The sequence below is a fragment of the Haloarcula amylolytica JCM 13557 genome, assembly GCF_000336615.1.
Taxonomy (GTDB): domain Archaea; phylum Halobacteriota; class Halobacteria; order Halobacteriales; family Haloarculaceae; genus Haloarcula; species Haloarcula amylolytica.
Map to the genome: position 1 here is coordinate 617,574 of NZ_AOLW01000015.1, position 21,535 is coordinate 639,108.

The 21,535-nt window shown below is 61.6% G+C and carries 20 protein-coding genes; 8 read left to right on the forward strand and 12 right to left on the reverse strand.

All coding sequences use genetic code 11. From position 1 onward, the window contains the following. Complete coding sequence (gene aglJ / locus C442_RS09025) at nucleotides 1–1,071, reverse strand: S-layer glycoprotein N-glycosyltransferase AglJ (RefSeq protein ID WP_008309692.1); 1,071 nt, start codon at nucleotides 1,069–1,071, stop codon at nucleotides 1–3. Between the two features lie 328 nt (nucleotides 1,072–1,399). Here aglJ and C442_RS09030 point away from each other — a divergent pair, with 328 nt between their 5' ends. Further along, complete coding sequence (locus C442_RS09030) at nucleotides 1,400–2,242, forward strand: TrmB family transcriptional regulator (protein WP_008309696.1); 843 nt, start codon at nucleotides 1,400–1,402, stop codon at nucleotides 2,240–2,242. 2 nt (nucleotides 2,243–2,244) lie between these two features. Here C442_RS09030 and C442_RS09035 read toward each other — a convergent pair whose 3' ends face one another. Genes C442_RS09035 through C442_RS09050 form a run of 4 tightly spaced genes read right to left on the reverse strand, consistent with a single transcriptional unit; the run spans nucleotide 2,245 to nucleotide 6,654 of the window. Beyond that, complete coding sequence (locus tag C442_RS09035) at nucleotides 2,245–3,342, reverse strand: glycosyltransferase family 4 protein (protein ID WP_239642288.1); 1,098 nt, start codon at nucleotides 3,340–3,342, stop codon at nucleotides 2,245–2,247. A gap of 42 nt (nucleotides 3,343–3,384) precedes the next feature. Continuing rightward, a complete protein-coding gene (locus C442_RS09040; RefSeq protein WP_008309699.1) occupies nucleotides 3,385–4,719 on the reverse strand; it encodes a sulfatase-like hydrolase/transferase in 1,335 nt (444 codons plus the stop codon). A gap of 45 nt (nucleotides 4,720–4,764) precedes the next feature. Further along, complete coding sequence (locus C442_RS09045; protein ID WP_008309701.1) at nucleotides 4,765–5,733, reverse strand: alkaline phosphatase family protein; 969 nt, start codon at nucleotides 5,731–5,733, stop codon at nucleotides 4,765–4,767. 48 nt (nucleotides 5,734–5,781) lie between these two features. Beyond that, nucleotides 5,782–6,654 carry a hypothetical protein gene (locus tag C442_RS09050; protein ID WP_008309703.1) on the reverse strand — a complete coding sequence of 291 codons (873 nt, stop codon included), beginning with the start codon at nucleotides 6,652–6,654 and terminating at the stop codon, nucleotides 5,782–5,784. 96 nt (nucleotides 6,655–6,750) lie between these two features. On the opposite strand from C442_RS09050, the gene C442_RS09055 reads away from it, so the two are divergent. Genes C442_RS09055 through C442_RS09065 form a run of 3 tightly spaced genes read left to right on the forward strand, consistent with a single transcriptional unit; the run spans nucleotide 6,751 to nucleotide 10,966 of the window. Next, complete coding sequence (locus C442_RS09055) at nucleotides 6,751–8,136, forward strand: sulfatase (RefSeq protein WP_008309705.1); 1,386 nt, start codon at nucleotides 6,751–6,753, stop codon at nucleotides 8,134–8,136. Next, on the forward strand, nucleotides 8,133–9,575 hold the full coding sequence (locus C442_RS09060; protein ID WP_008309707.1) for an oligosaccharide flippase family protein: 1,443 nt from the start codon (nucleotides 8,133–8,135) through the stop codon (nucleotides 9,573–9,575). The genes C442_RS09055 and C442_RS09060 overlap by 4 nt, the downstream gene beginning before the upstream one ends. Nucleotides 9,576–9,610: 35 nt before the next feature. Then, nucleotides 9,611–10,966: a sulfatase gene (locus C442_RS09065; protein ID WP_008309709.1), complete on the forward strand. Its 1,356-nt coding sequence runs from the start codon at nucleotides 9,611–9,613 to the stop codon at nucleotides 10,964–10,966. Here C442_RS09065 and C442_RS09070 read toward each other — a convergent pair. Both C442_RS09070 and aglG read right to left on the reverse strand, forming a co-directional pair. Continuing rightward, nucleotides 10,954–12,147: a glycosyltransferase family 4 protein gene (locus C442_RS09070; RefSeq protein ID WP_008309710.1), complete on the reverse strand. Its 1,194-nt coding sequence runs from the start codon at nucleotides 12,145–12,147 to the stop codon at nucleotides 10,954–10,956. The two genes, C442_RS09065 and C442_RS09070, sit on opposite strands and share 13 nt — an antisense overlap. Nucleotides 12,148–12,150: 3 nt before the next feature. After that, nucleotides 12,151–13,086 (reverse strand): glucosyl-dolichyl phosphate glucuronosyltransferase, encoded by a 936-nt coding sequence (gene aglG, locus C442_RS09075; RefSeq protein WP_008309711.1) that lies wholly within the window; start codon nucleotides 13,084–13,086, stop codon nucleotides 12,151–12,153. A 96-nt stretch (nucleotides 13,087–13,182) separates the two neighbouring features. Between aglG and C442_RS09080 the strand changes: the two genes are divergently transcribed. Then, nucleotides 13,183–15,975 (forward strand): oligosaccharyl transferase, archaeosortase A system-associated, encoded by a 2,793-nt coding sequence (locus C442_RS09080; RefSeq protein WP_008309712.1) that lies wholly within the window; start codon nucleotides 13,183–13,185, stop codon nucleotides 15,973–15,975. Nucleotides 15,976–16,108: 133 nt separating this feature from the next. Here C442_RS09080 and C442_RS09085 read toward each other — a convergent pair whose 3' ends face one another. The 4 genes from C442_RS09085 to C442_RS09100 all read right to left on the reverse strand — a co-directional run bounded on the left by C442_RS09085 (nucleotide 16,109) and on the right by C442_RS09100 (nucleotide 17,761). Next, the gene (locus C442_RS09085) at nucleotides 16,109–16,288 is read right to left on the reverse strand and encodes an HEWD family protein (RefSeq protein ID WP_008309713.1); all 180 of its coding nucleotides are present in this window, start codon (nucleotides 16,286–16,288) and stop codon (nucleotides 16,109–16,111) included. Between the two features lie 130 nt (nucleotides 16,289–16,418). Then, nucleotides 16,419–16,874 carry a hypothetical protein gene (locus C442_RS09090; RefSeq protein ID WP_008309714.1) on the reverse strand — a complete coding sequence of 152 codons (456 nt, stop codon included), beginning with the start codon at nucleotides 16,872–16,874 and terminating at the stop codon, nucleotides 16,419–16,421. A 110-nt stretch (nucleotides 16,875–16,984) separates the two neighbouring features. After that, on the reverse strand, nucleotides 16,985–17,428 hold the full coding sequence (locus C442_RS09095) for an acyl-CoA thioesterase (RefSeq protein WP_008309716.1): 444 nt from the start codon (nucleotides 17,426–17,428) through the stop codon (nucleotides 16,985–16,987). A 57-nt stretch (nucleotides 17,429–17,485) separates the two neighbouring features. Continuing rightward, complete coding sequence (locus tag C442_RS09100; RefSeq protein WP_004515723.1) at nucleotides 17,486–17,761, reverse strand: PadR family transcriptional regulator; 276 nt, start codon at nucleotides 17,759–17,761, stop codon at nucleotides 17,486–17,488. 247 nt (nucleotides 17,762–18,008) lie between these two features. On the opposite strand from C442_RS09100, the gene C442_RS09105 reads away from it, so the two are divergent. The 3 genes from C442_RS09105 to purM are packed head-to-tail and all read left to right on the forward strand — an operon-like array spanning nucleotide 18,009 to nucleotide 21,289. Further along, nucleotides 18,009–19,538, forward strand: coding sequence for a TraB/GumN family protein (locus C442_RS09105; RefSeq protein WP_008309723.1), 1,530 nt, complete (start codon nucleotides 18,009–18,011; stop codon nucleotides 19,536–19,538). After that, nucleotides 19,538–20,212 carry a site-2 protease family protein gene (locus C442_RS09110; protein ID WP_008309725.1) on the forward strand — a complete coding sequence of 225 codons (675 nt, stop codon included), beginning with the start codon at nucleotides 19,538–19,540 and terminating at the stop codon, nucleotides 20,210–20,212. Before C442_RS09105 ends, C442_RS09110 begins: the two co-directional genes overlap by 1 nt. Before the next feature lie 60 nt (nucleotides 20,213–20,272). Continuing rightward, the gene (purM, locus tag C442_RS09115) at nucleotides 20,273–21,289 is read left to right on the forward strand and encodes a phosphoribosylformylglycinamidine cyclo-ligase (RefSeq protein ID WP_008309728.1); all 1,017 of its coding nucleotides are present in this window, start codon (nucleotides 20,273–20,275) and stop codon (nucleotides 21,287–21,289) included. Between the two features lie 27 nt (nucleotides 21,290–21,316). Here purM and C442_RS09120 read toward each other — a convergent pair whose 3' ends face one another. Next, a complete protein-coding gene (locus C442_RS09120) occupies nucleotides 21,317–21,496 on the reverse strand; it encodes a hypothetical protein (protein WP_008309729.1) in 180 nt (59 codons plus the stop codon). Between the last annotated feature and the right edge of the window lie 39 nt (nucleotides 21,497–21,535).

Sequence of the window (21,535 nt, forward strand, 5' to 3'; positions counted from 1 at the left end):
TTACTCGTCGGGTTGGTGCGGCGATACCGCCGGCTCTGTCTCTATATCGCTGTCTTCGGTGCCTTCCGCGTCGCCCTTCTTGCTGTGCTCTGCGCCGCCGACCTGCTGGTCGTCGAACACGCCCGCCGGCCGATTGCGGCTCTCGTGTGTGAGTTGGACGGCGATGTCCTCTAACCGGCGCGTCTGCTCGCGGTTCACTGCCACGAGCATATCCGATAAGACGCCGAACATGAGGAGCTGAATCCCCAGCAGAATGGCGAACGAGCCGACAACGGCGATCACCTCGTGTGAGATACTGTTGACAACCCAGTCGTAGGCCACGTACGCGCCGAGCAGGAACCCGACCACAGTGCTCCCGAGCCCGACGCTCCCGAAGTAAAACAGCGGATTGTTCGTCTTCGCCATCTGGTACAGCGTCAGTATAATCGTTGCGCCATCCCGAAACGGCCGGAGGTTCGTGTCGGACTCGTCTGGTCGGGGCTGATAGGTGATTGGCACCACCGCCGTCGAGATGTTGTGTTTGACACACTCGACGGCCATCTCCGTCTCGATACCGAAGCCCGACGCCGTCAGCGAACTCCGCTGGAACGACTGTCGCGTGAACGCTCGATACCCCGAGAGGATATCGGTGAGGTCCCGTCCGTGAATCGTTTCGAAGGAACTGTTGATGATGCGGTTACCGATCTGGTTCAGTTTCGTCATCGCGCCGGGTTGCATATCCGCAAACCGGTTTCCGATGACGTGTGCGGCCTGACCCGACAACAGCGGTTCGAGTAGCCTGTCCGCCTCGTCGGGCCGATAGGTCGCGTCGCCATCGGCCATCAGCACGTACGGCTGTTCGATGTGGCGCGTCACCGCCTCCCTGACAGCCTGTCCCTTCCCCGAGCCGGACTGTTCGACGACTCGTGCGCCGGCCGATTCGGCGCGGTCCTGTGTCCCGTCAGTCGAGCCGCCGTCGATGACCAGAACGTTGTCGAAGCCCTGCTCGCGGAACCCGGACACGACCGACTCGATAGTCTCGGCCTCGTTGAATGTCGGCAACAGTATACAGACGTCGTCTCGGTCGGCCATTGATTCAACGTCATCCACGCGAAGGCAAATAAATGCGGGTCTGGCCGCGTGCGGATTCTGTTTTAAGTTCCCGCGATCATCGGCGAGCAAGCGGCGACAGTCGGAAGCAACTGATAACAGCCGTGTCAGTCGTCGCGCTGCTCGCTCATGTGCTCCCAGACCTCCGCGCAGCCACAGCCGTCTTCGATGTCTGCCAGGTGATCGTCTTCTTCGGTCTGGGATGTCGCAGTCATGTTACTCACTCTGCGAGTAACTACTCGCCCCCACCCACTAATAGATTTGGGCACCGGGCGACGCGTTTTACATCCCCTGCCACACATGAGCGTGTATGAGCGACCCTGCGGACGTGTTCGACCTGGTCGGGCTGACCGAATACGAGGCGACGGCGCTGGAACAGTTGCTCTCGCTCGGCCGAACGACGGCCCCGAATCTCGCTGAAGCGAGCGGCATCCCGAAGGCCCGCGTCTACGGCGTGCTGGAAGCGCTGTCCGACCGCGGCTTCATCAAGGTGATTCCCGGTCGCCCCAAGGAATACCAGCCGAAATCGCCCGGCGAAATCCTCGACCGGGCCGTCGAGAACCACAGACAGTCATACGAATCGTTCGCCGCCGATATCGATTCCTGCCGCGACGCGTTCCTCGCCGAGTACGAACCGCGGTTCGACCGCGCCAGCGAGGACATCTCGCCGACGGCCGAACTGTTCCACGTCGTCGACGTGGGCGAACCGAGCGAACGCGAGACCAGACGGCTATACGACGACGCCGCCGAGACGCTTCGGGTTATCACCAATAGCTTCGCCTACCTCGACAACGTCGAGCGCGCACTGGCCGAGACACTCGACCGTGGGGTCGAAGTCAGCGTTCTCTTCCTGCATCCCGACGAACTCCCACCGGAGAAGGCAGCTATCCAGGCTGACATCGTCGAGCGGCTGACGGTGGAGTTCCCCGCTGTCGACCTGCGGTTCAGCACGGAGAAGCTCCCCTGGCGCGGCACGCTCGTCGACCCGAGCATGGACTACGACAGCGGCGAGGCGATTCTGCTGGTCGAGGAGCCGGACGTTCCCAACCACATGCGCCAAGCCGCGATTACGGACAACGGGTCGTTCGTCGCCGGGATGAAGCGCTACTTCGATCTGATCTGGGAGTACGAGAGTACCCAGCGGCCGAACTGAGACTACTCCACGATGGCGCCGTAGAGTGCCCCGTACTGCTTTGCAACAGCCGTGATAGTGTACTTCTCTTCGACCAGGTCACGCCCTGCCTGGGCCAGCGACTCGCGGCGTGATTCGTCCGTCAACAACATCTCCAGACAGTCCGTGAGACCGTCGACGTCGTCGACCGCATGATACAGCGCCGCGTCGTCATACAGTTCTCTGAACGTGTCGATATCCGAAAGCACCGTTGCGGTTTCCGCGGCCAGTGCCTCGGCGACGGCCGAACAAAACCCCTCCCAGCGGGACGGCATCGCGAAGGCGTCGACAGCCTTCGCCATGGCGTAGACGGCTCGGCGCTCGACCAGACCAGCGAAGGAGACCTGTGATCGGATACCGAGTGTCTCGGCAAGCGATTCCAGACGTGCTCGTTCGGGCCCATCGCCACAGATAACGAGTTCGACCGGCCGGTCGGCCTGTTCGTTCAGTTCGGCGACGGCCCGAATCAGCGTGTCCTGGGCCTTCTGGTCGTAAAGCATGGCTGCGTTACCGACGAGGAATGCGTCGTCCGCCGGGGCGACGCCGTCCGGCAGCGCCAGCGCGGTCTCATCGATGCGATCTAGATGGACGCCGTTCGGGATTCGGTGGACCTTTCGTTCGGGCAGTATCGCCCGCTCCCAGCGAGTGAACGATTGATAGACGCTCTCGGAGATACAGACGACACCTCTGGCAAGCGGATTGGTGATGCCGTTGGCTATCCGACCCTTCCGGGTGAACCCATCTCGAGTATTCCCCTCACGGGAGACAGCCGGTACGCCGACCCGTCGCGCAATGACCTTCGCGAAGGCGGCAGAGTGGTTGTGATGGGCCTGGATGAGATCGTACTCTGAGAGGATACGTGCGGCGCGATGGTACGTTGCCGAATCGATGCCAAGTGCCGTATCTGGCGCATCGAGTGACCGAACGTCCAGTAGCTCTTCGCCGGCAAACTGCCCTGAGTCGAACCACGTCAGGATGTCGACGGTGTGGTCGGTGTGTCGTGTCACCGCCGTCGCGATCTCGGCTGGGATGCTCCCTTCACCGACCGCATTCACCACGAAACAGATATCCAATGAAGCCACGGTGGTTGCCCTTCGCTGAGCCCAGGCAAAACGGTTGTGACCTCAAGCATAACCCAAGTCTTCGAGACTTTCCATCACCGAGTCTGAAACATCGATGTCATCGGTTTCCTCCAAATAATCGAGGTTGTCGACCGCTTCATCCATCCGGTCGCGGGGTGCTTCGAGAGTGCTCGTCCCGGATTCGACGAACTCCTCGTTGAAGTCCTCGTACCCGTAGTAGTTCTCGGCTGTGGCAATGCCGTACAGCTCCCGGTCGTACGTCGAGAATTCGTCGGCTCGGCCGGCCGCTTCCAGCTTCCGTTCGCGCCACATATTCAGACCGAGATACTCTGTCAACTGCGGTTCGTACGCTACTGGTGACCGGAGGTCTCGCCCGCGGCCCTCGTACTCGTCGTCCCCGATACCGGCCATCCCCAGTATCGTCCGGTGGACATCGATGAGGCTGACAACCTCATCACGCGTCTCCCCACCATCCATCCCCCATATCGACAGCGGGACGTGGGTCAGTTCTGGGTAGAGGCCCAACCCGTGGCCCCAGATTCCCTTCTCCCCGAGGTTTTCCCCGTGGTCGGCCAGCGTGATCACGTAGTCGAATTCGTCGCTGAGTTCCGCGAATATTGCCTCGTATTTCTCAGAGAGATACCGCACAGAGTCGTCGTAGGCCTGCCGGATGGTCTCAGCATAGGTCTCGTCAACTGGCTCCGCTTGAACGGACTCGGCGAATCCGGGCATCTCCTCGAACTCTACCGTGCGGTACTCTTCAGGCGGTCTGTACGGCCCGTGAGCCTCCATTAGGTTGATGAAGAGGAACGCGTCGTCTGCGAAGTCTGTCCCACGGACGTGTGAAAGCGCCTCCTGTGCACCGGAGTCGGACACCGTGTGGGTTCGGTATTTGATTTCCAACCCGTGCTTAAGGCTTGGAACCGTATCACATTCACTGGAGAGACACGCCCACAGCGCCTTTAGGTAGCGCTGTGGGCCTTCGTCGCGGTGTTCTCGGATGAACGCATTCCACTCAAAGATGTCGTCGACCGCGTTGGCGTGTTTGGAGTTCCAGGAGCCGTCGTAGCTGTCGAATCCTCGGTCCCAGCCGAACTGACGGGAAATTTGGACGTTTGCGCTGAAAGCGTGCGTCTCCAGCCCCTCGGCCTGAAGTCGACAGGCCAGTGGAGGGTGTGGCGAGGTGAACTGGTGGGAGTTGGCGTTCGTACCTGTCTCGCTTGGGTAGAGCCCAGTGAACAGCGAGGCGTGTGACGGGACGGTGTAGTGACTCGGCGCGTAGGCGTATTTAAACCTGGTCCCCGGAAGCCACTGGAAGTGTCTATCGAAAGCGTCCTTCCGGAGCGTGTCCAGTACGACGAGGGCAACGCTGGTCATGCTCAACGGAAGTCACGTCACCGGTATAAATCTCACTACGACGAACTACATGTAGCCGAGATCTTCAAGCTGGGATGTCACCGCATCGTTGCCCTCTATAGAAAAAGATTCGCCACTTGAGCTGCTGTGGTCGCGATGGCGCAGTTCCGTCTCGATTGCTCCTCGCACATCGAGAACGCTATCGATCTCGTCGACAAGACGCGGCGAAGTGCCCGCAACCATGGCTTCGTGGGTGTGGACGCCGTCCTGGAGGCCATGGTCGCTCACAAGGAGGAGTTCATCATTTTCGCGGAGATCGCCGACTACCTCACCGACAAACTCGTCGAGTTCACCGTAGGCCTGCATCTGGAGCTGCGGGTGGTCGTAGGAGACGTGGCCGATAAGGTCAAGTCCGCTTGTGTACGCGAAGACGAGTTCTTTTTTACCACCACGGAGCGCTCTTCGCGCCCGGGCAAGGCGAACCATCGACATCTCCAAGCACTGCTCGTAGAACGCAGCCGGGTCGGCCGAGGTGTGACCACCAGGGGCGTTCCCGTTGCGTTCGAACAGGTCTCCGAGATTCCGTCGGAGGCTGTGCTCTCGGTCCTCGTTTTCGGGATCAACGACGTAGTTCGGGATGCCGATGGTCGCCGCATCGCACCCGTCAAACACCGTCGATATCCCATTTTTTTGGTAGTAGGTTGCCGGAACCCGGAATGCGTCTTCGCCGGTATTGTTGAGCAGCCACGCGCCGATTCTGGTCTGGATTCCGTCGGGGAGTAGGTAGCTCGCAGCCGCGCTCCCGTACCGTAGCAGGGGGTTCTCCCAGGCCACGCCATCATCGAGTTTGAGTCCGTGTTCATCGGGAGCGAGCCCGGTGATAATCGTCGGCCACAGTTCGTGGGTACTTGGCTCCCCCTCAATGCTATTTATTGTCTCGATGGACAGGTGGCTGTCAAGGGAGAGGTTTGGATGGTCCGTAGGGTCTACTAACTCTGGGTCCAGCGCGTCGATACCGAGGACGACCAGCACCATGATTGTCTCAAATCGGCTACGTGTCTATTTAACACTTATCTACTTTGGCTACTCGGCGTAGCCCAGCGCCTCCAGACGGTCTTGGACAGTCCCGTCATCGACCGTCTCAGGTTGAGACGAATCGAATTCGACCCACGGGACAGCCGTCAGCGGTCTGATTCCTACCTTGCAGGGGTGTTCGTACATCGTGGCGTCAGCGAGGCGGCCGAACACCTCGCCATGGTCGGCGGTGACGACGACAGTGTGACCGTCAGCGACCCACGACTCGATGGCCGGAAGTAACGTCCGCCAGATGCTCTGTACCGAGGCACGATAGGCACTATAGGCCCGTTCAACGTCGATCTTTCCGCGGGCCATCGCCACCTGCATTCCAGCTATCTCCTCGTCACCGTCCGTCCACGGACCGAGGTCGGGGTATGCGAGCTCCCATTTTTCGTCGATTCGCGCGACGTATGGCCAGTGGGGCTGCTGGAGGTGTGCGATAACGGGTGGCGAGTCCCCCTTGACGTGCTCGGTGACTCTATCAAGGACTGGTTCGGGAAGCACGGTCTGGCGGCGCTCGTCCCAGTGGCTCTGCCAGAAATGTTCTATTGAGTCGGCCCCGAACTCGAACTTCTGATACTGCGGATTTGCAGTCAGGACTGTCTTCCCGGCGAACAGGCCCCGGTCTGCGGCAGCAGCGAGCCAGTCTGGAGTGCAACTGGCCGGTGTAGTCACTTCATCGACGGGCCAGTCGACAGCGTCCCGACAGGTGTCGAGCCGACAGGCATCGAGAACAAGCAGCACGTCCCAGTTGCCCTCCGCAATTCGCTGGTGCTGGTCAGCGCCGGCCATCGACGTGGCCCGCTGGAGCAGCCACTTCCTGAGCCGGTATGAGAGCTGCTCGCTGGCGCTGGTGTCAGCTGTCGGGCTCTCGGACATGCGTTCGGATATCTCGCCATCTATGATAAATCATCCGTCTCCATCCGGAACCGGAATATAAATTACCGGAGGACAAATCATCAGAAACCACACTGTATGTCGACGCCGAATATCGTCTGGATTACTCTCGACAGCCTCCGGTCAGATCACACGACTATCGGGGGCTACGAGCGCGATACGACCCCAGAGATGGCCGACCTAGCCGCCTCGGGTCACGGGTTCGAGACGTGCATCGCCCACGGTAAATCGACGCTGCCCTCCAGCGGTGCGATCTTAACGGGCTATGCCCCGACCCACACGAATATCGGCATCAAGGGGAATGCGGTTCCAGACGGTATTACGACGGTTGCGGAGCGGTTCCGCAACGCCGGCTACCGGACGGCCTGCCTGTCCCGCAACTCGTATGTTAGCTCTGCGACCAATCTTGACCGCGGCTTCGATCGGTTTCAGTGGCTCGCATCATCAACGATTCACCGGGCCGGTGCAAAGACCCTCGCCTCGTACCTCTGGAACATCCGGAGCCACTCAGCCGGGCTGACGACAGACACGGCGAAACACGCGTCGCCACTGCTGATGAACGGCGTCGCGAAGCGATGGCTGGGCGACTTCGAATCCGAGTCTGAGCCGTTCTTTTTCTATCTTCATTACAACGAACCCCACCGGCCCTACTACCCGCCGGGAAAATACCTCGATACATTCACCGACGATCTAGAGATGTCCGGGCGCGAGGCCGCCGAACGTGCGCTCGAGATCCACTACAGCCTCGATGAAATCGTCGCAAACGGCTGCGACCTGACCGATCAAGAGTGGGCCGCGCTGCGTGCGATGTATGACGCGGAGATCGCATACACAGACGAGATGGTTGGGCGGCTCGTCTCTCATTTGCGCTCGCTCGATCTCGGCGACACTGTCGTCGTGGTGACCGGGGACCACGGCGAACTGTTCGGCGAATGGGGATTGCTCTCGCACAGCTACGTCCTGAACGATGCCGTTACCCGCGTCCCGCTCATCATTAACGGACTCGACGAGTCGCTAACCGTTGACGATCGCGACATCATCCAGCACAGCGACGTGATGCGGACGCTGCTCGAAGTCGCCGGCGTGGACGGGTCGGATACTATCGGAGTCGACCTCCGTGAGGAGGACCGTGAATTCGCCGTCTCTCAGCGGGGCCCGAACACGTACGAGGAACTGCTCACACACAACCCTGACTTCGACTACTCGGCGTTCCACACCGGAACGCTGAACGCGCTCCGGACAGAGGAGTGGCGCTATCAGGAGAGTGGAGAGGGTGCGGAACTGTTCGATCTAGCCGATCAAGAGACAGACGTTCGCGAGGCGTACCCTGAGGTTGCCGAGTCGCTACAGTCCGACCTGACCGATTGGGTTGAGGCGAACGGCCAGCCGGTGTCTGAGGGCCAGCAGGAAGAGTTCTCCGGCACGGTCCAGCGCCAGCTCCGAGACCTGGGCTACATGGAATGAGGCTCGGTAAGACCGCCCTCTCACATTTCGTCTCGCAGGTGGTCGTTTCGCTGGCCGGGTTCGCGGCGACGTGGCTCATTGCCGTCGTGCTCGGTGCGGACGGGCTGGGCCGGTACTCAGTCATCGTCTCGCTAGGCTTCTTTTGGCTCGTTGTACCCGGCAACGCCGTCGCTAATGCGATGAAGAAGCGAATCAGCGAGGGCGACAATCCTGCGGAATTCATCGGCGGTGGCATCCTGCTCAACGTGGCTGTAGCTGGCGTGCTCGGCGTCTTAGTCATGGCTGCCGGAGAGCTCCTTGGGGGCATCGTCTCCCGCAACCGCGAGCTGATGCGGGTCCTCATTGATTACGACGTGGAGATCGTGATCATGCTGGTCGCGACAGTGGCATACCGGACGACACAGGGAAGCTTACAGGGACAGAAACGAGTCGCCACGACGGGTTGGCTCAAGGCCGGCGAGCGCGTGATGCGGACTGTTCTACAGGTCGGGGCACTTCTGGCGGCGATGGGCGTGGCCGGCATCGCGTTGGGCCACGCCCTGTCGCTGGCCGTCGCTGCCGGGGCTGCTTTCCTGTTGAGCGAGCGGCGGCCGGCGCTGCCTACCGCCGACCAGCTCCGGAGCCTCATTGATTACGCCAGATATGCGTGGATGGGAGCGCTCCGGAGCCGGGTATTCGGCTGGCTCGACACCATCTTCCTCTCGTTTTTCGTTAGTGCTTCGCTCATCGGTATCTACGAGGCGGCGTGGGGCATCGCATCGATGCTTGCCATCGCGAGTTCTTCGATCAGCCAGACGCTTTTTCCCGAGGTCAGCGACCTGAGCACGACAGAGAGCTACGACCGTATCGTCCACTACCTCGACGAGGCGCTAGCCTTCAGCGGTATCCTCGTCATTCCGGGACTCGTCGGCGCGGCCGTCATCGGCGAGCGGGTCCTCCGGTTCTATCGTCCGGAGTTCGAACAAGGCGCAACGGTGTTGCTCATCCTCATCGCGGCGTATCTTGCCGACGCGTTCGCCTCTCAGTTCACAAACGTCATCAACGGGGTCGACAGGCCCGACGCAGCATTTCGTGTCAACATGGTTTTCATCGTCTCTAACGCGATCCTGAATGCAGTTCTCATCTGGCAACTCAGCTGGACAGGTGCTGCCATCGCCACCGCGCTGTCGTCGGTGATTCGGGCGCTGGTCGGTTACTGGGTGCTCGGGAACATCGTCGGATCCATCCGGATTCCGTACCGGACACTCGGTACCCAGGTCGCCGCTGCTACGTTGATGGCTGCTGCTGTCTCCCCCATCGCTATGCTGATGCCTCCGGGTCGGCTGGGCACGCTGCTGCTCGCCGGCTTCGGCGGACTCGTCTACGCTGTCGTCCTCGTAGCCATCTCGTCGCGGGTCCGCGCGAAGGTCCGATTGCTTATGCCAGAAACGACATTATAGCAATCCTTAATTGTACCACTGGCGGACCCAGTATCATGAACAACGTCCTCCTCGTCACTATCGATTCGCTACGAGCGGACCATGTGGGGTATCACGGGTACGAGCGAGATACCACGCCAAATATTGACGCCTATGCTGAAGCGAGCAGCACGTTCCTGAACGCCTTCTCTCACGTCGGCGGCACCCGCTTTTCATTTCCCGGCATCCTCTCAGGTGTGACGCCGATGATGTACGGCGGTCACGAACGGATTTCCGAGGAACAGACACTCATCTCGGAGGTATTCAACGACGCCGGCTACCGCACCGGCGGATTTCACTCGAACCTCTACGTCTCCGGGCAGTTCGGCTACGACCGGGGCTGGGACGAGTTCTACGACTCAGCACCCGACGAGTCGACGACCTCGAAGCTCCGGAAGTGGGCCAAGACGAACCTCGACGGCACACTGCTCTCCCTCCTGAGACGTGGCTACGACTTCCTCGAGTCTTCACAGGGTATCAACGTCGGGTCCTATCACGTCCCGGCGGATGAAATTACTGACCGGGCGATTCAGTTCATCGAGGACAGCGACGATGAGACGCCGACGTTCGTCTGGGCGCACTACATGGATGTCCATCATCCGTTCCTGCCACCCGAGGAGTACCAGCGTGAGTTCCGGGACGAGCCGGTGTCCGACAACGACTCGATTCAGCTTCGTCGAAAGTACATCGAGGAGCCCGAGGAAGTGACACCGGAAGAGCACCAGACGTTCATCGATCTCTACGATGCTGAGATACGGTTTAACGACGCTGAGGTCGGCCGTCTCATGGACGCCGTCAAGTCGACGTGGGGAGACGACTACGTGATGGCGTTGACTGCGGACCACGGCGACCACTTCCTCGAGCACGGTTACTTCGGCGGAGCCCGTCTCCTTGACGTGAAAAACCACGTCCCACTCTTGATTAACGGCTGGGACGATACGGGAAGCTACGACGAGCTAGTCGGGCTGACTGACCTGCCCTGCACGCTCGTCGACACCGCTGGGCTCGAGGTCCCGAACAACTGGTTCGGACAGAGCCTCCGGGGACTCGCTTTCGACGGGGAGTGGGACCGCAGCGAGATTCTGGGCGGCTACCGCGATAGCGACGGCTACGAGCACATCCGCGTTCGAGAACCCGAGTGGAAGCTCATTGCCCACGAGGACGACGAAGACGACGAGCTGTACGACCTGACGACAGATCCTGAAGAGCAGGAAAACGTCATTGAGGACCATCCGTCTCAGGAGCGGCGGCTTCACAAACGACTCGATGACCACCGGCAGCTCGTTCGGGCGACCGAAGCGGACGACGTCGAGCGCCCGGACATGGATGAAGACGTCAAGGAACGGCTCCGACGGCTGGGTTACGACGAGTAGCCGGCAACGGAACGAAGAATACCGCGGTATCGCTCGCAGGCCGCGTCGAAACTATACTCGCGTTCGATCAGGGTGCGTCCGTTCTCGCTGATTGCTGCCAGATCATCTCTGTCGAGAATCTTCTCGATACCCGACGCCAGTGCTGTGGGCTCGCGTGAGTCGATGGTGAAGCCGGTGTCTCCGTCCCTGACGACGTCCGGGACACCCGAGACTGGGGTGGCATATACCGGCGTTCCGCAAGCCAGCGCTTCCAGGATGGTTGTCGGGAGCCCCTCGGTCGGCTGGGAAGGCAGGATCAGGAGTTCGAGGTCGTTCAGAGCGCGAGGGACCTTATCATGGTCAACCCAGCCGGTCAGTTCCACCCGGCCGACCTCAATCTCCCCAGCGAGGTCCTGTTCCAGCCACTCACGGAGGTCACCGTCGCCGATGAACCGGAACGTCACGTCATCAGGTAGTTCCGCGGCGACAGAAGCGAGTTCCCGGATGCCCTTCTCTTCGTCGAGCCGTCCGAGGAACCCAACGACACGGTCGCGGTCGGCGTAGGACTGCTGGACGCGAAATTCGTCCGTCCGGACGTAGCGCGCCCCCGTCGGATACACGGTCGGGGATTCCGGATGCAGGTCCAGTTGGCGGGCCATCTCGGGCGTGTAGGTGATGACCCCGTGAGCCGCGGCGAAGCCGGCTCGTTCGAGTGCACGGACGGCACCGGCGAGCCCGGCAGCCACCGGGTCCGGCAACTGCTGTTCCCAGTTCAGCCGGAGCGTCAGCGGCACGTCGCCGCGGGGTTCGACGAGAACCGTTTTACCGAGCAACCGAGCCGCGATAATGGGAAGCAGGTACGACGTTGCGCCGAAAAACAGGACCACGTCTTCGTCACGGTCAGCAATAACGCGACACATCCGGAGTTGGTTCAGCAGGAACCGGCCGGCGGCGGTGACGACGGAGTCGCCCGCGCCTTTTCGCGTGAGCTCGACAAGTTCGTGCCGGTCGCGAATCTCGGAATCAGCCGGCAGGTCAGCCGTCACGAGCGCGACTGATGTGATCGCAGAGAGGATATCCAGTAGGCTCCGGGTCGCGTTCTCGCCGGCCGCAGCAAGCGGATGCGTGACGACACAGACGCTCGGGAGGTCTGTTCCCTGGGTTTCCGTCTCGTGCTCTCGATGACGTGTTTGTTCCGTCATCTGTTACCCCCAGACCGTCATTCCGTACAAGTAGCCAAAGCCAACGAATGCGGTGAGGGCAAACAGGAAGACGAGCTGTAAGACGCCGGCTACAGAGGGAGAGTGGATGAGGCTACCAATCCTTTCGGGGGCAAACCGAAACAGGAGGTCACCGAGGAAATCGGACTCCTCGCTGGTCGATTCCGGTACAAACACCTCCATGCCGCGTTTTGAGTAGCCTTGCCAGAACGCGCGGTCTAACAGCCACCCAGGATCAGTTCGGTAGTCGAATATCTTGTGGGCGACGAGCGCGTCCGGGGTGTAGTACACACCTTCGTCGTATTTAGTTCGCAAGCGCGCACAGAGTTCCGTCTCGCCGCCCTGAAGGTTCTTCTCGCCCTGGCGGCCGCCGATGTCGTCGTCGAAGCCGCCCAGTTCGAGGAACACGTCCCGGTCGAAGGAGATGTTCGAGCCGAAGGTGTTGCGGACGACGCCGGGTTCGTCGGGGTCGCCGTTCGGGCCAAAGCCACGGTGGGTGACGCCGATGAGCCAGTAGAACTCCTCGGGGAGAAAGCTCGGTTTGCCGGCGACCCACGCCGGCGTCATTCGGCCGCCGACCGCGAGGGCGTCGTGTCGTTCGTAGGCATCGACTAGCGCCGCGACCCACTCTTCATCGGCGATTGCGTCGTCGTCGATGAACGCGACTACGTCACCGGTGGCGACTTCGGCCCCGTTGTTCCGGCTCTCTAGCAGTCCAACGTTCTCGTCGTTGCAGTGAGTCAGGACGTCGTCCCGCTCGCCAAAGTCGGATTCGTACTGTTCGTACACTTCGCGGTTCCCATCCGAGACCAGTACGAGTTCCACGTCGCCGTAGGTCTGGGCTAAGACGCTCTCGGCCGCCGTTCGGCAGTCGTCGTACCGCTCCATCGTGTGCGTACAGAGCACGACCGAGACTCGCATGGTCGGTGGTGTGCCACCGGTGCTGTTAGGCGTTTCCATCCTGCGCTCGCACAGAGGTCAAAAGGCTTATGCGCGCCTTGGCAGTTTTTCCGTGCAATGAGTCAATCACGGGGCTATCTTGACGACAACCCCGAACTCGAGTCCGCCCTGGAGTGGGCCGAGCGCTGGTACCACGTTCCGGTCCTCCTGGTACTGCTCGGGTTCATGCTGTGGAATCGTGTCCGGAGTTGGCAGAACTTTATCGTTGATGGCGAGGTGCTGTTCAGCGGGAACGACGCCTGGTACCACTACCGCTCGACGCAGTACGTGGTCGAACATTGGCCCTCGACAATGCCGTTCGACCCCTGGACCGCGTTCCCGTACGGGACCAGTAACGGGCAGTTCGGGACGCTGCTCGATCAAATCGTCGCGACAGTTGCCCTGATTATCGGTCTGGGTTCACCCAGCGACCAGACCGTTGCGATGACACTTCTGTTTACCCCCGCCGTACTCGGGACGCTCGTTGCGATTCCGACGTACCTCATCGGACGCCGACTCGGCGGCCGCCTCGGTGGTGTAACTGCAGTTACTGTGATGGCATTCTCGACGGGGTGGCTCCTGCGACGGAGCCTCGTCGGTTTCTCCGACCACCACGTCGCTGAAGCGCTCTTTCAGGTACTCGGTGTCCTCGGGGTCATGGTGGCTGTCAGCATCGCCGCGCGGGACAAGCCGATCTACGAGCAGTTCCTTGAGCGAGATATCGATGCATTGCGGGACACCATCAGTTGGTCCATGCTGGCCGGTGTGGCGATTGCGCTGTATCTCTGGGTTTGGCCGCCGGGTGTACTCCTTCTCGGGATACTCGGTGTCTTCTTCCTGCTCCGACTGTGTCTGGAGTACATCCACGACAGCAGCCCGGAACACACGGCCATCGCGGGCGCAATTACGATGACGACTACCGCTGTAGTGAGTGCGTCTCGAATCACCGTCCTAGAAATCACGGCAACCGCTCAATCGTTGCTACAGCCGGGTCTGGCACTGGCCGTTGGCCTCGGCTGCGTGTTCATGGCATGGCTGGCCCGATTCATGGAGCAGCGCGAGTACGGCCGGTACGTGTACCCTGCGACCGTGTTTGGAATCCTCGCGTTCGGGGCTGTTCTAATGGCAGTGGTGACCCCCGATCTGTGGAACTTCTTCACAAACAACGTCATGCGGGTCGTTGGACTCACAACCAGTGAAACCGCCAGCACCGTCGGCGAAGCAAACCCACTGCCGGGCGCTGGCGTCCTATTTGACGCACACGGGTTCGCTGTCATCGTTGCGGCGATCGGTGGCCTGTTTTTGCTCGGAAAGCAGTTCCTCTCCGACGACGCACCTGCGGAAGAGCTACTCGTCGTGGTCTGGGCGCTGTTCATTCTGTTTGCCTCGTTCACCCAACAGCGGTTCGCGTACTATATTGTCGCGCCGATTGCAGTGCTGTCGGGGATGGTCGTCGGTCGATTCATCGTCTGGTTTGACTTCAGTGCCGACGACGGAATCGAATACTATCAGGTCTTGACGATTCTCACGGTACTGCTCGTCATCGTCGTCCCGCTGTTCGCCTTCGGTACGACGTCGCCGGTCGAGGCTGGCAAGACCGGTCCCGGTCCGAGTATCCAGAGCTGGGACGAGAGCCTGCAGTGGATGGAAGGGAACACGCCTGCGGAGGGCGCGTACGGCTCCGGTGGTGACGCGACACTCGATTACTACGGTACCTATGAGAAACAGGAGGACTTCGATTATCAGGAAGGTCAGTACGGCGTCCTGTCGTGGTGGGACTACGGGCACTGGATTACCACCAGAGCAGAGCGCGTTCCGAACGCGAACCCGTTCCAGCAAGGAACTGAGACCGTCGCTCCGTTCCTGGTTGCACAGAACGAAACGCGGGCAAACGATATCCTCGACAGCACAGACGAGGATGACGCGAAGACGCGGTACGTGGCCGTTGACTGGCGGATGGCCGAGACCAACGGGAACGACCCCTACCGCGGGAAGTTCTTCGCGCCAGCGACGTACGCTGATGGCGTAGATCCGAGCGACTACTACAGCCGGATGGTACTTCAGTCGGAGGCCCGTGCCAGACAGATAACGTTCCAGCAGCAGGCCTACTACGAGACGATGACCGCTCGACTGTACCGGTTCCACGGGAGTGCTGCGGAGCCGAAGCCGGTTGTCGTCGACTGGGAGAACAAGGAAACACGGGGGACACAGTACCGTGGTGCACCGAGCAACGGCCCAGTAATCAAGCAGTTCGAGAGCATGGAGCAGGCGCGCCAGTACGTCGAGGAAGACCCAACCTCACAGATCGGTGGGTTCGGCGACAACCCATCTGAACGGGTTTCAGCGATGGAGCATTACCGACTGGTCGGATCCAGTGAGACTGAGGCGTTCCCGAACAATCCGCGATACCAGCACTCCGCCTGGACGAAGATATTCGAGCGCGTCCCCGGTGCGACGGTCGAAGGGACTGGACCGGCGAACACGACAGTCAAGGCCGCCGTGGAGATGCGTAACCCGGCCACGAACAAGACGTTCATCTACAGCCAGCGCACCCAGACAGATCAAAACGGGAACTTCGAGATGACCGTTCCCTACTCGACTACCGGATACGACGACTGGGGGACCGACGAGGGCTACACGAACGTGAGCGTCCGTGCCGAAACTCAGTACCAGTTCACAGCAATCGGGACCAACGACGGGAACCGGACCGGCTTTACCGGTACGACTGAGGTCACTGAAGGACAGGTCATCGGTGAGGACGACTCCGCCGCAACCGTCGAACTGGAGCCGATAACGATTCAGCAGGGCGACGAGACCAGCGGTGAATCGCGCACCCCGATGACCGAGGACGCGGCTGAAGCGGGCGCATAACGGAGTCACAGCGGTCTGTCACTGTCCGACCGCCTGTTCGATCCACTTGAGACTGTTTACAGGATTCCGTCGACGGACTGCGTTCTAGCAGTGGTCCATGCTCGCGAAAAAATCGACAGCAGCGGTACCGTGCTCACTCGGCTAGCGGATTGAACGTGCCGTTGATGTCCCACTCGTGGAGACAGTGTGGGTCGCCGGACTGCTTGGTGTCGTCGTCGGTGACGATGCGCCAACTGTGTCGCTCGGGGTCCCACTCATCGACCCGCCCACAGCGCTCGCACTCGCGTTCGCGTGGGGTGACGATTTCAGCCATATCTGGTGCAAGCGCGTGGGTCGTTATCAGGCTGCCGGTCCCTGACCGGTCCGGCCGAAGCGATTCGCAACCGACGCCGTGGGTGTGCTGTACCGACACTGACTCCCGGGTAGTGCAAACGATACGACGCTCAAAAGTCCGGGAGGTCGTCCGCGCCGACCTCCTCAGCTTCCCAATCGATGTACTCGTCGGCCAGCACCTCACAGACGACCTGTCCGAACTCGGTCAATCCGGCGTTGATACCTGAGACAGTGCCCCAGGAGTCGATGTCCGGATGGAGTTCCCGCTCGCGCCAGTCTTCGGGCAGGCCAGGGGCGTGATAGCCCACACGGCCCGCAAACGAGTCCCAGAAGAAATCGAACTCCTCGATGAGTCCCAGGTCGGTGACGATTTCCCACTGGTCGGCATCGAGCGACGCGTCCGCAGCCCACTCTTCGAAAGCGTCCGCCCACGCGCCGTCGTCGAGGGCCTCGGCGAGTTCCTCGCGCCGGTATTCGTCGCCCTGTACTTCGGCGTCGTCGTACTCGTCGGCAGCGACGCCGGTGGACAGTTCCGGCCGTTCCGGCGTCTCGACATCCAGTGTCATAGTCGTGGTTGGCAGCGGAGCGGAATAAAGGTCGTACTGTTGGCTGTCTCTCTGACGGTCGTCGTCACTCCGAGGTGGCAATATCCGTCGCGTGAGTACAGCAGACAGTATCAGCGGTTCGCTTCCCCGTCGAGGGCGCGCTGTCGCAGTCGTTCCCCGCGGTCAGTCTCGGCCGTCACGTCGGGAACGGGAACCGGGTTCCTGTCCTCGTCGACCGCGACGTACACCGAGTACGACTCCGCTGTCGACTCAGTCTCGCCGGTTCTGAGGTTCTCTCGGGCGACTCGAAGTCGAACTTTGACACTCGTTTCGCCAGTGTCGTAGACGAACGCTTCAATGAGAGCCGTGTCACCGACAGGTATCGGCCGTTTGAAGTTCACTTGGTCCATCCGCGCGGTGACGCAGGTCTCGCCGGCAAAGCGCATCGCCGACATCGCCCCGAGTTCGTCCATCCACTTCAGTACGTTCCCTCCGTGAGTCGAACCCAGGTGGTTCGAGTGGTTGGGCTGAACCATCCAGCGGTTCTCGATATAGGTTTCCAGTACCGTCGGCATGGCGCGAGGTTGGCCAGCACCTGGGTTGAGTCTGTCGGACGGGCGTCGAAAACGTGACTATGCCGAAACGTACTGCGCTTCCCACTCCTTCCGGGCGTCGAGTTCGCGCTGGCCGCGCTTGGTCAGCGTGTAAAAGTTCGTTCGGCGGTCGCGTTCGCCCTTCTCGATGAGCGCCTTTTCGACGAGCGTGTCAAGGTTCGGATACAGTCGGCCGTGGTTGACTTCGCTCTCGTAGTAGTTTTCGAGTTCTTCCTTGATCGCTAACCCGTGGGGCTCGTCAAGGCCTGCAATGACGTACAGCAGGTCCCGCTGGAATCCAGTCAGGTCATACATCGTATATCCGATACAGTTTGACCCTGTACATATCAGTCTTTTGAATCGGCAAATCTATTGCGTATTTACAAACGCCGCCACCGTCCAGTAGTTACCACGGCATCTGTGGCTGTATTAACACGAGAGTCGGTAATAGCTTCGCCGCGTAACGGGAACATACAATGCCGCAGACATGATTTCGGCCGCCGTTTCTCGGCAGTCACCCGGACCCGACAAGGGTAAAGGAAACGAATGTGTAACGCGGGTGATGACCGAACACGCGGAGTCGGCGGCAGACGAGTTCCCGGAACCGTCAGGTTCGGGACGCGTCGATGTCGTCGGAACCGCTCACGTTTCCGAGCACAGCGTCACGGAAGTGGAATCAGCGATCGAAGAATCCGAGCCCGATATCGTCGCCGTGGAACTCGACGAGGGCCGGTATCGCCAGATCAAGGGCGAAACGCCTGACGACCTCGATGCGAGCGACCTCCTGCGCGGGAACACCGTCTTTCAGTTCCTCGCGTACTGGATGCTGTCGTACATCCAGACCAGACTGGGCGACCGGTTCGACATCGAGCCGGGTGCGGACATGAAGGCGGGTATCGACACCGCCGAACGGCTCGGTCTGGGCGTCGCACTCGTCGACCGGGACATTCAGACGACCGTCCAGCGGTTCTGGGCGCGGCTGACAGCCGTCGAGAAACTCAAACTCGTCGGCAGCCTCGCAGCCGAGATGGGGCCGCCGTTGACCGTCGGGCTGACCATCGGTGCCGTCTTCGGCGGGCTGTTTGCAGTCGTCGCCGGGGCCTTCGGTGGCCCGTTCATCGTCCCGAGCGGGGCTCTTTCGGTTTTGCCGGGCAGCCTCGGAAGCACTGCTGAGGGGCTGCTCGATACGCTGTTGCTCATCTGTGTCGTCGCGGCCGGTATCGGGATTCCCATCGCTGCGCTGTTGGTCCAGTTCCGCGGTGAGGCCGACGTCGAGGAGTTCGACATGGAGACACTGACTGATACAGACGTGGTCAGCGCGATGATGGAGGAGTTCCGTCAGTTCTCCCCCGGCGGCGCGGAGGCGCTCATCGACGAACGCGACGCGTTCATCGCCCATCGACTCATCGCCCTCCGTGAGGCCGGCTATCACGTCCTCGCCGTTGTCGGGGCCGGCCACCGCGAGGGGATTCAGGGCTATCTCGACAACCCGGAGACGCTCCCACCGATGGAATCGCTCACCGGAACCGAAGGCGGTCGTCGCTTTTCACTGTACAAGCTCGTCGGCTACGGCTTCGGCGTCGTCTTCCTCGTCTTCTTCGGCCTGCTCATCCTCGGTGGCGCGAGCCAGGCGGTGCTGCTAAAGCTGTTCGTCGCGCTGGTCGCCGTCAACGCCGTACTGGCCGGCGGGCTGGCGAAGGTGGCCGGCGCTCACTGGTCGAGCGCGGCTGCCGCCGGCGCGTTCGGCTGGCTGACGAGCCTGTTTCCGCTGCTTGCCGCCGGCTGGTTCGCGGGCTACGTCGAACTGCGGTACATCTCCGTCAACATCAGCGATATCGCGACGCTCAACGAGATACTCAACGACCAGGAGTCGCCGGTCATGGACCTCGTCAGCCGGATGCGCGGCGTGCCGCTGTTCCGGCTGATCCTCGTCGTCGCGCTGACGAACGTCGGCAGCGCAATCGCCTCATACGTCGTCTTCCCAGTGTTGATCCCGTACATCTCGTCGGACATCGGCGGGATGCAGGGCGTCTCGCGCCTGCTCTGGCAGGGCGTCCGCGAAGGGACGCAGATACTCGTGGGGGTCCTCTGATGGCGGGTCGCCGACAGCGAACCGCTGGAGGCCGGACCGTCGGCGGCCTCAGCTTCAGCCAGCGCGAACTCCGGGACCTCCTCGTCGCCTGGCTCGCGCTCGGACTGGCGTTTACGTTCTTCCTCGAACGGGAGTTCCGCCGCATCGTCTTCGGCCAGTTCGGCGGGCTCTCGGGAGCCGAAATCGCCAGCACGTTCGCCGTCAGCCTGTTGACCGTCGGCGTCGGCTTCCTGCTGCACGAACTGGCCCACAAGGTCGTCGCCGTCCGCTTCGGTCAGATCGCCGCGTTCAAGGCCGATTACCGGATGCTCGGGTTCGCAGTCCTGGGCGGCCTCGTCGGCTTCCTGTTCGCCGCGCCGGGCGCAGTCGTTCATCGTGGCCGCCTCACGGCGAAGCAACACGGCCTCATCGCCGTCGCGGGACCGGTGACGAACCTCGCGCTCGCCGTCGTGTTCCTCGTGCCGTTCGTCGCGGCGCTGCTGTTGAGTACGAGCGGCTTCCTCTGGGAGGTCGCGCGAATGGGCCTGCAGATCAACCTCCTGCTGGCCGGCTTCAATATGCTGCCCTTTGGCCCGCTCGACGGCCGAACGGTTCGAGAGTGGAGTACGCCGGTGTTTCTCGCCGTGGCAGTTCCGTCGATTCTGCTCGGAGTCGGCGCGCTGTTCGTTCTCTGAGCGGGCGCAACGCTCCGCCGGAACGACGCTCTTTTGCCCGCGCCACGCCCGCTCTCGGGTATGACCGACGGTGAACCCGAGACCGAGGACACAGGCGACGAAGATGCGGAGGGACTGACCTACGCGGAAACCGGCGTGGACATCGACGCCAGCGAGGCGGCCACGAAGGCGCTCATCGGCGCGGCCGGCGAGTTCGAGGGTGACTACGCGGGGCTGGTCGACATCGGCGACCAGTACCTCGCGCTCGCGACGGACGGGGTCGGCACCAAGCTCCTCGTCGCCGAGGCCGTCGACGACTACTCGACTATCGGCATCGACTGCATCGCGATGAACGCTAACGACCTCATCGCGACCGGCGTCGAGCCGGTGGCGTTCGTCGACTACCTCGCAGTCGAGACGCCGGACGAGGAGACGAGCGAGGACATCGGCGCGGGGCTCCGGACGGGGGCCGAGCGGGCCGGCGTGGCGCTCGTAGGCGGCGAAACTGCCGTGATGCCGGACGTCATCAAGGGGCTGGACATCGCCGGCACCTGCGCCGGACTGGCACCGAAAGACGCCGTCTTCCCCGGCGAGGCCGAGCCCGGCGACGCCATCGTCGGCTGGCCGTCCTCCGGGATTCACTCCAACGGGCTCACGCTCGCACGCGAGGCGGTCACACAGGACCACGAGTACACCGACCCGTTCCCGCCAAACCCGGACCGGACTATCGCCGAGGAACTGTTGACGCCGACGCGGATTTACAGTGAGGTACTGGAGCCGCTTCGTGCCAGCGAGACCCATGCGGCCGCACACGTCACCGGCGGCGGCTGGACCAACCTCACGCGGATGGGAGGCTACCGGTACGAGATCACGGATCCCTTCGAGGCCCAGCCCGTCTTCGAGTTCGTTCAGGCGGAAGGCGAGGTAACCGACGAAGAGATGCACCGGACGTTCAACATGGGTACTGGGTTCGTCGCTGCGGTCCCCGAGGCTGACGCCGACGAGATCGTCGCCGACAGCGAGGACGCTCGCGTGATTGGCGAAGTGGCTGATGGAGACGAGGCGGTCGCGATTCGCGGGCTCGAACTCACCGACTGAGTGGTTTGAAGATCTGACGGAACCCGGTCAGGCGGACAAGATGTCTTTGCCGGCGGTCTCCTCCGCAATCCGTATCTGGAGCGCCTGCCGGATGTGATATCTGGCCGCTTCGCTTTCGGCGTTCTCGAGGGCCTTTTCGAGTTCGGCATACAGTGGGTCGCTGGGATTAGGCATGTCGCTACGTCTCTCATTGGTGAGAATAGACATATATCCCTGACACTGTTTTCGGTATTAAGCCCCTCCTAC